Below are 13,655 nucleotides of genomic sequence, written 5' to 3'. Positions count from 1 at the left end.
GGCGTGATCACGGCGCGCACGAGTCGCTACGGCTGGCGTTCACGACGAGCGCGGCGGAGCAGAGGTCGTGGAGGCGACGGCGCTCATGAATTGCAGCCGAGGTTCGGCGCAGGCGACGAATGTCAGGGCTTCGACGCGAGCAAGCTGCGCAGGTGGGCGCGGGCTGGCTCGAGGTCGTGGAGGCGACCCTTCCAGGCGAAGAACTTGGGCGCGACGAGGGTGACGAGGACGCCGGCGAGCACGAGCGGGCGCAGGAACGATGCGCGAGGCAGGGGGCGGAGCTCGAGCGCGCGCACGAGGGCGTAGAGCAGCGGCGGGCCGGCGAGGCAGGCGAACACCCGCGTGGTGTCCTCGGTGAAGAAGGTGGCGCCGAGAGCGAGCGCCTGGGTGACGAGCAAGCCGAGAGCGGCCCACGGGGCGAGGCGGCGCAGGGCGAGCAGCAGCGCGGGCAGCCACACGAGGTGGGCGAAATGCAGGGTGTAGACGATGGGCCAGCCGGCGTCGGTCCAGTAGCCGACGAGGACCGGCAGCGGATGACGAGCGGCGGCGGCGAAGCGGTCCTCGGCGAGGGTGACGCCGGCGAGGTGGAGAGCGAGCTTGATGGTGACGGCGCCGAGGATGCAACCGAGCGCGAGCGCGAGGGCCCGCGGACGCGCGCGCGGCTCGGCGAAGGTGAACCACAGGACGATGGCGTCGGCGCAGAGGAGGAGCCACATCGGCAGGTGGTTCCAGGCGCCGAGGAAGCCGAGCACGAAGGCGGCGGCGGGGCTGCGCGCGAACAGCAGGAGGAGGGCGAGGAGGTAGGTGAAGGCGTCGGGATGGCAGGTCCAGGCGTGGGCGATCATCGCGGTGGGATGAGCGACGGCGACGGCGAGGACGAGGACGAGGTCGGCGAGAGCGAGGCGGCGCGCGGCGACGGCGAGGAGGCGGGCGAGGCCGAGCCAGAAGCCGCAGAGGACGAACAGGCGAAACCATTCGACGCTGCCGGTGAGGCCGAGCAGATGGGCGAGGCCGACGTGCAGCAGCGACTCGCGGTAGTAAGGGGCGTGCTCGGCGGGCGCGAGCGGGGCGAGGGCGATGCGGTGATAAAAGCCGCCGCCGGTGCCGAGGCCGTAAAAATAGAACGAGGCGGCGATCGCAAGGGCGAGGAGGCCGAGGCACGCGAGCCAGGCGCGGGCGGAGGCCGGGGGATCGTCGGCGGTCGCCAAGGGAGGGGAGGGTAGCAGAGCGCGAGCCGATCGTCCGAAGGGCGGGAGCGCATGTCCCGAGGGACAGGTCATGTCAGGACGCGGACCGGCGCTGCGATCCCGATCGATTAATCGGTGGTGATCTGCACGTTGAGCTCGTCGCAGAACACGGCGTCGAAGGGGCCGCTGATGGGACCCTGGATGCTGCCCACGAGCCGCGGCGGGTCGGCGGGATCGAACTCGTCCCAGTTGCCGGCGAGCGCGTCGATGATGACGGTCTGCGGTCCCATGGCCGCGCTCAGCTGGCCCTGGTCGAAGACGTCGAGCTGTCCCGACCACTCGCCGACCCAGCCGCCCCCGTCGAAGGGGTCGGTGCTGACGTTGCCGTAGAGGATGGCGCCGGTGTTGCCATGGCTATGCAGGACTTCGACCGCGGGGTCGGCCCCGGGCGAGACGAACAAGAGCTGCGGCTCGTAGCGGTGGTTGTCGAAGTGGCTCCACCCGAAATAGGCGCGCTGGGCCATGAAAGGACCCAGATCGGTGGCGCCTTCGAGCGCTGTGCCGGCCGGAGCGTCGAGGCTGCAGCCAATGAGGCCGGGCCTGGGCTCGAGCAGGTCGAGCTTGATGTTCGGATCGAGGGTGGTGCCGGCGGAGTCGTCGCTGGTGGTCGTGGACGGAAGCGGCGGGACGGCGGTGGTCGGCTCGATCGTGGTGCCCGAGGTGGTGGTGGTGGTGGTGGCATCCGAGGTGCCGGTCTCGGTGGCGCCGAGCGGACGATCGGCGCAGGTGACCAGGGCGAGGGCGGCGACGACGAGCGGGCGGGGTGCGAACATGGGCCTCGGTGATTGTCGTCGATGTCGGGGATCGGGACGGCATCGAAGCTGCCGATGAGCGTGGCGATCACGTCGCCGATGAGTGGGGAAGGATCGGCGGCGAGCGCTGCCGCTCCGGTGAGATGGCCCTGGAACGGGCGCTGGATGTACGGGAGGGCCCGCCCGTCAGCGGCCGGCGATCCGCTCGGGGGTGGCGGCGTCGAGCCAGGCGCGCAGCTCGGGCATGGTCTCGGGCAAATCGTCGGGCCAGGCGCGCAGCGTGCCCTCGCGGCCGAGGGTGACGATGGTGCGGCCGCCCGCGGCGAAGCCTGCGCCGGTAATTGGGAGGGTGTGGCCGGCGAGGGTGCGACCCTCGCCGTCGGCGAGATCGATGACGCGCACGGCCCCGTCAGCGCCGTGGGTCAGCAGGCGCCTTCCGTCGGCGGCGACGGTGAAGCCGAGCAGCTTGCCGAGGTGACCGGGCAGCGGGGGCAGAGAATCACCTGTCTCGACGGACAGGTGACGGAGCTGGGTCTCGCCGCCGCTGAGGATGAACAGGGCGCCGCCGTCGGCCGAAAAGGCGAGCTGCTCGACGCCGTGGCCGCCCTCGTCGAAGGCGCGGAAGCTGCCGTCCTGCAGGCGCCACAGCCGGGCCGTGTGATCGGCGCAGCCGCTGGCGAGCCAGGTGCCGCCGGGCGCGAAGGCGAGGGCCGTGACGCGCTCGTCGTGCCGCGCGAGCGGGCGATGCTCGCCGGTGGCGAGGCCGGTGAGGCGCAGGCTGCCGTCCTCGCTGCCAGCCGCGAGCCAGGCGCCGTCAGGTGAGACGGCGAGGCTGGTCGCGGGGGCGGCGAAGCGGTCGCGCTCGACGACCGCGCCATGGATGTCGACCTGCAGCACGCTGCCGTCGGCGAGCGCGACGAGGACGGCGCCGCCGTCGGTCCGCCACACGAGCTCGAGCGCGGCGGCGGGCAGGTCGTGGCGGGTCGGCGCGGCGCCGTCGAAGCTGCCGAGCAGCAGCCGCGCGGGCGCGGCGTCGCGGTCGGGGTGGCGGCCGTCGGGGACGGAGATCCAGCTGCGGGCGAGGCCGGCGAAGCGGCGCCCGTCGGGGGCGGTGAGGAGGTGGGGCTGCGGCGCGGGCGGGACGGCGTGCTCGGCGAGCAGGCGGCCGTCGAGGTCGCAGATCCGCAGGCGGCCGCGCTCGTCGAGCGAGGCGGCCCGGCCGTCGTGCGAGAGGGCGAGGCCGGTCGTCGGAGCGTCGTGATCGGTGACGATCCGGCCGGCGCGCCGCGGCTCGAACAGGCGGACCTCACCGGCGGTCGAGACGGCGAGGATCGATCGGCCGTCGGCGAGCAGCTCGGCGTCGGTGACGACGCCCTCGAAGCCGGCGAGGACCTCGCTCGCGCCGGAGCCGAGGTTCCAGGTCCGCACGGTGCGATCGACGGATCCGGAGACGAGGCGGCGATCGTCGCTGGCGAAGCCGACCATCTCGATCGGGCCCTCGTGGCCGACGAGCCGCCGCACCAGCGCGCCGGTGCGAACGGCGTGCACGACGATGTCGGCGCCGACGGCGAAGGCGACCCGATCGCCGGCGTACGAGAACGCCGGCCGCCGCGAGTGCGTGCCGACGTCGAGCGGGCGCGGGGTCATGGTCGCGAGGTCCCACAGGACGACGGCGTCGGCGGCGAGGTTGATGGCGACGTCGCCGCGGCGATCGAGGAACCACTTGCCGGTGGCGCCGCGTGTGCCGGGGAGGTCGCGCCGCCGCTCGCCCTCGACGTCGCGCACGTAGACGTCGCCGGCGTGCGGCTGGACGATCAAGCGCCGGCCGTCGAGCGAGAGGTTGGAGAAGCGCGGCGGATCTGCGGCGGGCGTGAGAGATTCGACCGCGGTCGCGCCCGGGCGCAAGATCCACGCGGCGCCGCTGTTCGTGCGCCCGCCGAGGATCGCGCCGTCGGCCCGCATCATCAGCTCGCGGGTCGGCGAGACGGCGAAGACGGCCCGCGCGGCGCCGGTGCGGGCGTCCCACAGCCGCAGCGTGCTGTCCTTCGAGACAGTCGCGATCGTGGCGCCGTCGAGCGTGTGCTGGGCGTTCCAGATCTCGTCGTCGTGGCCGGCGAGGACCCGCGCTTCGCCGTTGGCGAGGTCCCACACGCGCGCGGTCTTGTCGTCGCTGGCGGTGACGAAGGTGGCGCCGTCGGGGGCGACGCTGACGCGATTGATGAATTCGCTGTGACCGCGGAAGGCGCGAGAGATGCCGCGGGCCTGGGCGTCGGCGGCGATCCGGCGCACGCGGGCGGCGTCGGCGAATTCGGGCGAGAGGGTCTTGAGCCACGCGAGCGCCTTGTTGGGGTCGCGGCGCAGGGCGTCCTGGGCCTGCAGCAGGGTGATGCCGTCGGCGCGCGCGGTGGCCTGGGCGCGCGCGTCCTCGGCGGCGTGACGGGCGAGGTCGGCGGCGCGCGAGGCTTCGACGGCCTCGCGCTCCTTGAGCTCGGCGAACTGGCGGGCGCGGTCGGTCTTGACGAAGGCGGCGAACAGGACGCCGGCGACCAGCACGAGCGCGGCGGCGGCGACGGTCAGGGCGGTGCGGTGGCGTCGCCAGTAACGGGCCAGCAGCTGGCGCGCGGAGTAGGTGTGAGCGGCGACGATCCGGCCGGTCTGGAACCGCTCGAGGTCGGCGGCCATCTCGGCGGCGGTGCGGTAGCGGTCCGCGGGCTCGCGGGCCATGGCCTTGTGCACGATCGCGGCCAGCTCGTCCGGCACCAGCGGCGCGAGCTGCTCGATCGACCGCGGCGGGCCCCCGGCGATCTCGACGAGCAGCCGCTCCCACGGCGCTCCGTCGTAGGGCGCGACGGCGGCGAGCACGTGGTAGAGCACGGCGCCGAGCGCATAGACGTCGGCGCGCTCGTCGACCGCGGCGCCGGCGGCCTGCTCCGGCGGCATGTACGAGGGCGTGCCCATGATGGCGCCGTCGATCGTGAGGCCCTCGCCGCCTGGCCCGACGCTGTCGGCGACCGGCTCGTCCTCGCCGAGGTCCTTGGCCAGGCCCCAGTCGATCACGACGGTCTCGCCGAACTCGCCGACGAGCACGTTGGCGGGCTTGAGGTCGCGGTGGATGATGCGCAGGCTGTGCGCGTAGGCGACGGCCTGCGCGACGGTGAGGACGTGCGGCAGCAACGACAGCCGCTCGGTGAACGACCTCGACTGGGCGACGAGGTCGGCGAGCGAGCGGCCCGAGACCAGCTTCATGGCGTAGAACGGGGCGCCCTCGGGCCAGCGCGCGGCCTCGTAGATCGGCACGATGGCGGGGTGCTGCAGCCGCGCGGTGAGCAGGGCCTCGCGCACGAAGCGTCGCTCTTGCCGCTCGGTCCACACCAGCAGCTCCTTGATCGCCACCGGTCGGTCGAGCCGGCGATCGCGGGCCCACGAGACGCGACCGATGCCGCCCTGGGCGACCTCCTGGCCGATGACGTAGGCGTCCCTGGCGACGCGCGGGAGCTCGGGCGTGGTCGAGGCGCGGGAGGGGGGCGCGGACAGGGTGTGGGCGTCGCCGAGCGGATCGTCGTGGGTGTCGTGGCTGGCCTCGACCCCCTGTTCGCTGCTGTGCGCCATGCCCTCCCTCGCGGCGATGGTCGCACCTTCTCGCGGCGCCGACCAACGGGTGCGCCGCGCGCTGCAGCGATCCGCGGGCTCACGTCGAGCCGATCACTCCGGGCGCACCGGAGCTGCTTACCACCAGTGGACGTTGACCAGGACTTCGGAGACGTCGGAGGCGTGCGCGGCGAGGTCCCGCTGCAAGTCGGTGAACTTGCGAGCGAGGTGCGGTTCGTCGATGTCGCCGAGCCGGTGACGCGCCCACGGGCCCGGCTGCTCGGTCATGAGGACGGCGACGTCGTCGACGACGCGACGCAGGTCGGCCAGCGGCCACGGGGCGGCCCAGGCGTACCAGTCGTCCTCGCGGCGCACCAGCTCGTCGACGAGCGCGAGAAGATCGATCCACGGCTGCGGCCGCTCGACGAGCTCGTGGGCGAGCCAGGGGACGAGCGCGCGGTACAGGTCGCGGACCCGCATCTCGCAGGCATCGCTGGCGCGCGGGAGCTCGAAGCCGAGGCAGTAACGGCCGTGCGGGAACGGGTCGTCGCCGCCGTCGCCCCGCCGCGAGCTGCGGCGATAGGCGGCGACCGGCTCGGGCATCCGCGGGCTGCCGCGCTGCGCGTGGGCCTGCAGCTGCCGCGGATCGATGCGCTTCTTCATGGCTGTTCCGGGCGGGCCAATTCGGTCGGCGCCGGTCAGGCCGCGCACAGCCTCGCGGCCGTCGGCCGCACCAGGTCGGCGAGTCCGCGGCGCCACACCGCGGCGCGCAGCGGGGGGTCGACGACGCCGTGACCGCGGAGCTCGGGAGAGCCTGGGCTTTGGGACATGTCCTGAAGAACAGACTCTGCGTCGGCCACGGCCGCGGCGAAGCAGGCTTCGGCGCGCTGACGATCGGCGCCGGCCTCGGCGAGGGCCCACTGGACGAAGCGCCAGCCGAGCTCGGCGTGGCGCGCCTCGTCGGCGGCGATCCGCGCCAGCGTGCGGGCCAGGGCCGGGTCCACGGCGTGGGCCGCGGCCTCGCGCAGCTCGAGCCCGGCGAGCGTCTCGGCGACGCACGCCTCGGCGATCACGGCGGCGACCACCGCGTCGACGTCGCCCGCGAGGCGAGGCCGACCGATCGCCAGCGGGCCCGGGCCGATACCTGTCCCTTCGTACAGGCTGGCCAGCGCGAAGGCGATCCGCGCGTGCTCGATCTCGTCGGCCAGCGCGCGCTGGGCGTCGCTCACCAGCGCCGGCGGGGCGCCCACGGCCAGCAGCTGCAGCACGAACGCCGCGAACGAGGCGATCGACGCGTGCTCGGCCAGGGCGATCGCGGTCCAGTGGTCGCGCAGGCGGGCGCGCAGGGCCGGAGCGGCCGTGGGGGCGGCGACCAGGCCGCGCCAGTCGTCACGCCCGATCGCCGGCGCCTGCACCCGCTCGGCGTCGACGATGAAGGGGCGGCCGCAGTCGACGTTGTTGCAGGCCCACCGGCTGTCCTTGAGCACGCACAGGTTGCCGCCGCAGTCGGCCGGGCCGGCGCACTCGTCCTGCGGCGTGGTGCAGGCGGCGCGGATCAGGCCGTCGGAGCATGCGCGCGAGGTGACGGCGCACAGCTGGCCGGGGCAGTCGGCATCGACGGTGCAGTCGGCGGCGATGCAGCGGGCGAACGAGCCGAGCTCGTCGCCGGCGCAGCGGCAGATCTGTCCCTCGGGACAGTCGGTGTCGGTGCGGCAGCCGTACTCGCAGGCGCACGACGGGCCGGTGCCGCCGGTCTCGGTGGCGGCCAGACCGCCGAGGATGACCGCCTCGCGACAGGACCCGAAGGGCAGCTCGGTGCAGTCGTCATTGCTGAAGCACTCGCCGGGTGAGGCGTCGGCCGGGCAATTCGAGGGGACCGCGGGCACCAGGCACTCGAGCTTCTCGGCCCGGTGGACCAGGCCGTCGTCGCAGCGCACGTAGCCCGACGGCGCCGGCGGCTCGACGTGGGCCTGCATCAACGGCGTCAGCGCGCCGGTGCACGCGACGGGCTCGCCGGTGGTCGGCGTCGTGGTGCCGCCGGTGGTCGTGCCGGTCTGGGTGGTCTGGGTGGTCTCGCCGGTCGCTTCGGTCTCGCCCTTGGTCGGGCCGCAGGCCGCCAGCCATCCGAGCGCGACGAACAGCGGGGCGAGGTCGAGGCGCGTGCGCAGCGGGATCATTCGCCCAGGACAGCGGGCTGCGCGGCGGTCGTCAAGCCCGCGGGCGGTGCCTTTGCGAGCGCGGGCGTTCGCGGCGAGCGGTCGCGCGCGGCTTCGCCAGCGCCGTGCATGGTGGCGCGGCTCAGGGCGTCGGGTCGAACTTGACCTTCTCGATCACGAGGGTGACGCCGTGCAGGGTGCCCGTGTCCCCGCCGCCGGCGTCGCCCACACACACGCGCCACGAGCCCTTCGCGGCCAGGCCGAGGAAATCGTCGAGGTCCATGCCGGGGCCGGCGCCGGGGTTGGGGTGGAACTCGCAGGTGATGGGCTGGGGCTCGTCGACGCACACGACGTCGTTGGTGTCGGGCACGCCGGCGCCGAGCAGCTCGGCGTCGGTGAGCCCGCCGTTCTTGAACAGCAGCGGCGACGACTGGACGATGTTGGAGTTGTCGCCGCAGCAGGCGCCCTGACCGTCGAGCGGCTCGGCGAGGCCGGGGCGGCTGAGGATGGTGGTGACGGTGCCGTCGGGGCCCTGGAGCTTGATGATGAGGTCGCCGACGTAGGTGTGATCGGCGGCGATGCTGACCTCCACCCCGGCGATGAAGTTGATGCCGTCGTCGGGCGCTTCGAACATCGCGCAGGCCATGCTGGCGAGCGAGCCGTCGTAGCCGTCGTCGGGGATCGGCATGGCGAGGTTCACGGCCTCGAGCGTCTCGACCTTGTTGGCGCCGGGGCACTGGTTCTTGAACTCGGGCGCGAGGATGTCCTCGCACATCGGCCCGAGCACGGCGAGGATCGCCTCCTGGTCGGTCTGGGCGACGCCGGCGGCCTCCATGGCGGTGACGAGATCGGTGACGAGGGCCCCGAAGTCGTTGATGTCGATGCCGACGTTGTCGTCGGCGTCGACCAGGCCGGCGTGGCTGACGGCCATGGTCTGACACTCGTTGCCGACGCCGACGCCCGGATCGACGCCGTCAGGGGCGTCGACCTCGAGGCCGTACTTGGTGGGCCCGTCGATGCCGCCGACCTGGCGCGTGAGACAGGTGTTGAGGCGCTCGAAGTCGGTGCCGCCGAAGAAGCCGTTGATGACGGCGTCGTTGGCGACGTTGTCGACGAACGAGCCGGCCTGGCCGGGCGCGCCGACGAGGGTCTCGATCGCCGGCTTGCGACCGACGCGCTGGTAGACGGTGGCGTCGTTGCTGGCGTCCTCGACGATGTCGGGCGCGAGGCCGCCGAGGACGTCGAGGATGGCGGTCTTGTCGGCGTCGCCGAGGTCGGGGTGGGCGGCCTGGTGGGTGTCGAGCGCGGTCGAGAAGTCGAGCGCGAAGTCCATGAAGTCGGCGGCCGAGATGCCCATGCCGGCATGAGCGGTCTTCATGTCGAGGCAGTCGTACTCGACGCCGGGACAGCCGGCGACCTGACCGAGCTGCTTGATCAGACAGGTGCGGAGGTTGCCGCCGTCGACGTCGCTGTTAAGGAAGTAGCCGTTGACCTTGTCGTCGCTCAGCACGACGGCCAGCGCGGCGTCGACGAGCTCGCCGACGCCGGCCTCGCCGCCGAGCCGCTCGCACAGCGCGACGGGCTCACCGGTGGTGGTGTCGGTGTCGGTGCCGTCCGTCGCGGTGCCGTCGGTGGTGCTGGTCACCGCCTCGGTGGTCGTGCCGGGGGTGGTGGTAGTCGGCGCGACGGTGGTCGAGGTCGGCCCTTCAGTGGTCGGCGCGGTCGCGGTCGCGTCTTCGGTGGTCGTCTCGCTGGTGCCGGCGGTGTCGCTGGTGCTCTCGGTCGTCGCCGGCTGGTCGTCGCCGCACGCGGGCAGGAGGACGAGTCCGAGCAAGGCCAGGGCGGAGGCAGGGGCGGCGAGGCGCATAGTCCGGTCATTTCAGCCGCATCCGCGGGCGCTGAGAAGACGCGTAAACGGCTGCACACGGCGGCGGCGGAGGACGGGCCGGGCTCGGCGGTGGCGCGCGGCCGCGCGAGGATCATGTGTCCTGTGGGACAGGTGTGTACATTGCCGAGCGAGGCGATTCGGCCCGGGCGCGCGCGGACCCTCGTTCGGCGCGGGCGTGGGGCTGGCGGAAGGGACAGGTCGGTTCCAGAGCGACCTCGACCGTGGCTGTGCGGTGCTTGCGGGTCGACGACCTCTTCACGCGGGCGGTCAGGGGCCGCGGGCGCTGTCCAGGATCTCGACGAACAGGGCGGTGATGTTGTCCTTGCCGCCGCACGTGTTGGCGTGGGCGATGGCGGCCGGGGCGGCGTCGCGGGCGTCGCGCTGGAACAGATCGGTCAAGGTGTCGGCGCTGTCGAGGTACTCGTGGAGGCCGTCGGAGCACAGCAGCAGGCGGTCGCCGATCTGCAGCGGGAAGGCCAGGATGTCGACCTCGACGAAGTCGTGGAGGCCGATCGCGCGGGTGATCTGGCTCTTGCGCCCGCGCGCCTGCTCGGGGCTGACGAGGCCCTGCTTGACCTGCATGTTGAGCAGGGTGTGATCCTCGGTGAGCTGGCGGACGTCGTCGCCGCGCGCGAGGTAGACGCGCGAGTCGCCGACCTGGCCGACGATCGCCAGCTCGCCGGCGATGAGCACGACGGAGGCGGTGGTGCTCATGCCCGAGTAGTTGGCGTCGACCTCGGCCATGCCGTGGACCAGGTAGCAGGCGTTCTGCAACGCGCCGCGGATCAGCGCGCCGAGCCGGGCGACGGAGGCGGGCGAGAGCCACACCTGCGGGCCGGGCAGCGGCCGCGCGTGCACGACCATGCGCCGCGCGACCCGGACCTCGTCGGTGGCGACGGCGACCGTGGCGGCGTCGCGCTTGACCCACTCCCAGATGATTTCGACGGTCTCCTGGGCCGCGACCTCGCCGAAGGCCCGCCCGCCGACGCCGTCGCAGACGATGAAGAGCCCGAGCTGCTCGTCGGCGAGGAAGGCGTCCTCGTTGTGCTCCCGCCGCAAACCAGGGTCGGTCGCGCCGAAGTGCCGGGTTCGCATTCGTGAAGCATACACGCCGCAGAGGCGCGCTCCGAACTTTCTGATGCCGCAGCGCGGCGCGTCCGGTCGTCGCGCAGCGCCTGTCCGATCGGTCAGGCTGGCGGTGCGTGCTAGAGTCGCGGCGTGACCGCTCCGTTCAGGTTCACGTGCGAGCCCGTGGCTGGCGAGTCGCGCCGTCATCGGCTGCTATCAGGCGATACGGCGGTGTCCTGGGCGGCGCTGGCGGCCGGTCTGCAGGCCGATCGGGCGCTGCGATCGGTGCTCACCGAGACGCTGGCAGCGAGCCCGTTCGCGGCGTTCGTCTGGGAGACGCCGGCGGTGTCGGCGAGGTCGACGGCGTCGCCGTTCGAGATGGTGGTGGTGTCGGCGCCTCAGCTGTCGCGCGCCGAGCCGTCGCCCGTGGCGTTCGCGGAGCACCTCGAGCGCGACGAAGAAGAGGAGGTGTGCACGTTCGCCAACCTCGGCGGCGACGCGGTGCTGGTGGTGCCACGCGCGCGAACGGATTACGCGGCGTACGGCCACCTGGCGGCGTTCTTGCGGAGTGGCCCGGAGCGGCAGGTGGATGCGCTGTGGCAGGCGGTCGGGGCGGCGCTGAAGGCGGCGTGGGCCCGCAGTCCGGCGGGGCTGTGGCTGAGCACGTCAGGGGGCGCGGTGCCGTGGCTGCACGTGCGGCTCGACGCGCGGCCGAAATACTACAGGCATGGGCCCTATCGGGCGCCGGTGCTGGCGGGGTGACGCGGGGATGGGTTGGAATTCGGGTTGCGAGGGCCTGGGGCGAGGGAGTAGAGCGCTCGGCGTGCGGGGTGTTGAAGCAAGAGCGTAGACGAGGCGCAGCGGGCCAAGTGCGGCGCGTCGGTGCAGCAAGGAAGTAGAGCGCTCGGTTTGCGAGGCATCGAAGCAAGCTCGTAGAAGAGCTTGGGGCAGCGAGGGCGGTAGCGAGAGCATGGTCGGTGCAGCGAGGAAGTCGAGCACTCGGCGTGCGACATCAAAGCAAGAGCGTAGAGGAAGCGTAGTTGGCCACGCGAGTAGCGAGCGCGGCGCGTCGATGCAGCAAGGAAGTAGAGCGCTCGGCGTGCGAGGGGTGGAAGCAAGAGCGTAGAAGTAGAAGAGGTCCGCCTCGGGGCAAGCGAGGAGGCGAAGGCGGGGGCGAGGGCAGCGCACGGTGATGCAGCAAGTAGGTAGAGCGCTCGGCGTGTGAGGCCTTGCAGCAAGAGCGCAGAAGAGGTCCGCCTGGGCAAGCGAGTAGGCGAGCGCGGTGCGAGATGGTTGCAGCAAGGAAGTAGAGCGCTCGGGGGCGAGGTGTCGGAGCAAGAGCGTAGAAGGCAGAGAAGAGGCCCGCCTGGGCGAGCGAGCAAGATGATCGAGAGCCCTGCAAAATCGAATTCATCCCAGGCCCAGACACGGGCGCTAATCGGTTGGGCAAGCGAGTAGGCGGGCGCAGACTTCCGAGATCTGCCCGCACTCGATGCAGCGCGGGCGTCGCTGCCGCTCGGCACGTTCGCGGCAGATACGGCGGATTGCTTCGTCGACTGCCTGCCGATGTCGCCGCCCAGTCTTTGATGAGCCTGCGCTTCGCCAACTTCCTGGCGCCGATCGGCCTCGGCTTCCTGGCCTGGGTCGGGGCGCTCGCCGTGCTGTCGTGGCAGCACGCCAACCTGGTGCCCTACGCGCACACGATGCTGGTCTACCTGGCAGACAGCCCGGTCGGACGACGACCTCCACGTCCGGCGTGCAGTGTTCGCGCTCGGGGGGTTCGTGCTGCTCACGGTCGCCGGCTACGTGCTGTTAGCGACCCAATCCCACGAGGGATAGAGGGCAGCGTGGCTCAGCCGAGCGCGGCCGTGAACTCGGGCGGCAGAGGGGCGGTGATCGGCGATTCGCTGGCGATCGCGGCCGAGAGATCGAGGCGCAGGGCGTGCAGGTAGAGGCGGTCGGCAGGTTCGCCGCCGTAGAGCGCGTCGCCGACGATCGGCAGGCCGAGCCAGGCGAGGTGGACGCGCGCCTGGTGGCGGCGGCCGGTCAGCAGCTCGAGCGACCAAAGCCTGCGCGGGCCCGGCGGGCCGTGGGGCTCGACGCGGGTGCGGGCGGGCTGGCCGGTGGAGCGCACGGCCATGCGGTCGCGGCCGGAGCCGGGGCCGAGCGGGGCGTCGACCTCGACGAGGGCGGGGCCGAGCGACGCGATCCATGGGGCCGGGGCGGGCGGCCAGACATGGCCCATAGGACATGTCGTGACGGCCATGTAGCGCTTGCCGACGCGGGCGGCGGCAAAAGCGTCGCGGGCGGCGAAGAAGGCGTCACGGGTGCGGGCGAAGGCGACGACGCCGGAGGTGCCGCGGTCGAGGCGGTGGACCGCGCCGCCCTCGCGCGGGTCGAGGCCGGCGGCGGCGCACTCGGGGAAGGCGAGGGCGACCCGATCGGCCAGGGCGGGCGGATCGCCGGGCCGGAGCCGGTGGGTGTGCAGGCCGGCCGGCTTGACGACGTAGACGAAGGCGTCGGTGACCGCGAGCAGATCGGGGGCGTCGACGCGGGGCGCGGGCGCGGCAGGGGCCGCGAGTTCGAGGCGCTCGCCGGCGCGAACGCGGTGCGACGGCGGGGCCCGCTGGCCGTCGACGGTGAGCCGGCCAGCCAGCGCGAGCTCCCGGGCGATCCGCCGCGACAGGCCAGGGAGGCGTCGACCGAGGACGACGTCGGCGCGCTCGCCATCGTCGTCGGGCTCGGCGGTGCAGACGAGGCTCGAGGCCGCGGTGGGGCGCGGGGGCGCAGCAGGAGGAACTGCAGGGGTGGCGGTAGCGAAAGAGGCGAGGGCGGGCCCAGACGCGGCGGACTCGCTGGCGCCGCCGGCCGGGCGGACCTGCCCGTGGGGACATGACTGATTGGGCATGCTCTTTGGAGCAGGCTCGGGAGGACATGGCCTCTCGGGCATGTCCCC

At 73.0% G+C, this 13,655-nt stretch carries 9 protein-coding genes; 1 reads left to right on the top strand and 8 read right to left on the bottom strand.

What is annotated here, in order from left to right:
- Positions 1-122 precede the first annotated feature (122 nt).
- The 7 genes from POL25_RS41405 to POL25_RS41375 form a co-directional block, all read right to left on the bottom strand.
- Positions 123-1,208, bottom strand: coding sequence for a hypothetical protein (locus POL25_RS41405; RefSeq protein ID WP_272091954.1), 1,086 nt, complete (start codon positions 1,206-1,208; stop codon positions 123-125).
- A gap of 107 nt (positions 1,209-1,315) precedes the next feature.
- Positions 1,316-2,020: a hypothetical protein gene (locus POL25_RS41400; protein ID WP_272091953.1), complete on the bottom strand. Its 705-nt coding sequence runs from the start codon at positions 2,018-2,020 to the stop codon at positions 1,316-1,318.
- Between the two features lie 165 nt (positions 2,021-2,185).
- Positions 2,186-5,608: a WD40 repeat domain-containing serine/threonine protein kinase gene (locus POL25_RS41395; protein WP_272091952.1), complete on the bottom strand. Its 3,423-nt coding sequence runs from the start codon at positions 5,606-5,608 to the stop codon at positions 2,186-2,188.
- A gap of 117 nt (positions 5,609-5,725) precedes the next feature.
- Positions 5,726-6,250, bottom strand: a complete 525-nt coding sequence (locus POL25_RS41390; protein WP_272091951.1) for a hypothetical protein — start codon at positions 6,248-6,250, stop codon at positions 5,726-5,728.
- 35 nt (positions 6,251-6,285) lie between these two features.
- Entirely contained in the window at positions 6,286-7,764 is a 1,479-nt protein-coding gene (locus tag POL25_RS41385; protein WP_272091950.1) for a ferritin-like domain-containing protein, read from the bottom strand.
- A 121-nt stretch (positions 7,765-7,885) separates the two neighbouring features.
- Positions 7,886-9,610 (bottom strand): hypothetical protein, encoded by a 1,725-nt coding sequence (locus tag POL25_RS41380; protein ID WP_272091949.1) that lies wholly within the window; start codon positions 9,608-9,610, stop codon positions 7,886-7,888.
- A gap of 288 nt (positions 9,611-9,898) precedes the next feature.
- Positions 9,899-10,726, bottom strand: coding sequence for a PP2C family protein-serine/threonine phosphatase (locus POL25_RS41375; protein WP_272091948.1), 828 nt, complete (start codon positions 10,724-10,726; stop codon positions 9,899-9,901).
- A 123-nt stretch (positions 10,727-10,849) separates the two neighbouring features.
- Between POL25_RS41375 and POL25_RS41370 the strand changes: the two genes are divergently transcribed.
- Entirely contained in the window at positions 10,850-11,461 is a 612-nt protein-coding gene (locus POL25_RS41370) for a DUF6940 family protein (protein ID WP_272091947.1), read from the top strand.
- A 1,090-nt stretch (positions 11,462-12,551) separates the two neighbouring features.
- On the opposite strand, the gene POL25_RS41365 is transcribed toward POL25_RS41370, so the two are convergent.
- Positions 12,552-13,607, bottom strand: coding sequence for an RluA family pseudouridine synthase (locus POL25_RS41365; RefSeq protein WP_272091946.1), 1,056 nt, complete (start codon positions 13,605-13,607; stop codon positions 12,552-12,554).
- Positions 13,608-13,655 lie beyond the last annotated feature (48 nt).

The organism is Nannocystis bainbridge (assembly GCF_028368995.1).
GTDB classification, from domain to species: Bacteria; Myxococcota_A; Polyangia; order Nannocystales; family Nannocystaceae; genus Nannocystis; species Nannocystis bainbridge.
The sequence above is the reverse complement of the archived record's forward strand: the minus strand, read 5'-3'. Positions and strand labels throughout refer to the sequence as shown.

Excerpts from the sequence above, each read along its gene's own strand:
- POL25_RS41390 (WP_272091951.1), bottom strand. The coding sequence starts at position 6,250 with ATGAAGAAGCGCATCGATCCGCGGCAGCTGCAGGCCCACGCGCAGCGC.
- POL25_RS41380 (WP_272091949.1), bottom strand. The coding sequence starts at position 9,610 with ATGCGCCTCGCCGCCCCTGCCTCCGCCCTGGCCTTGCTCGGACTCGTC.
- POL25_RS41400 (WP_272091953.1), bottom strand. The coding sequence starts at position 2,020 with ATGTTCGCACCCCGCCCGCTCGTCGTCGCCGCCCTCGCCCTGGTCACC.
- POL25_RS41385 (WP_272091950.1), bottom strand. The coding sequence starts at position 7,764 with ATGATCCCGCTGCGCACGCGCCTCGACCTCGCCCCGCTGTTCGTCGCG.
- POL25_RS41395 (WP_272091952.1), bottom strand. The coding sequence starts at position 5,608 with ATGGCGCACAGCAGCGAACAGGGGGTCGAGGCCAGCCACGACACCCAC.
- POL25_RS41375 (WP_272091948.1), bottom strand. The coding sequence starts at position 10,726 with ATGCGAACCCGGCACTTCGGCGCGACCGACCCTGGTTTGCGGCGGGAG.
- POL25_RS41365 (WP_272091946.1), bottom strand. The coding sequence starts at position 13,607 with ATGCCCAATCAGTCATGTCCCCACGGGCAGGTCCGCCCGGCCGGCGGC.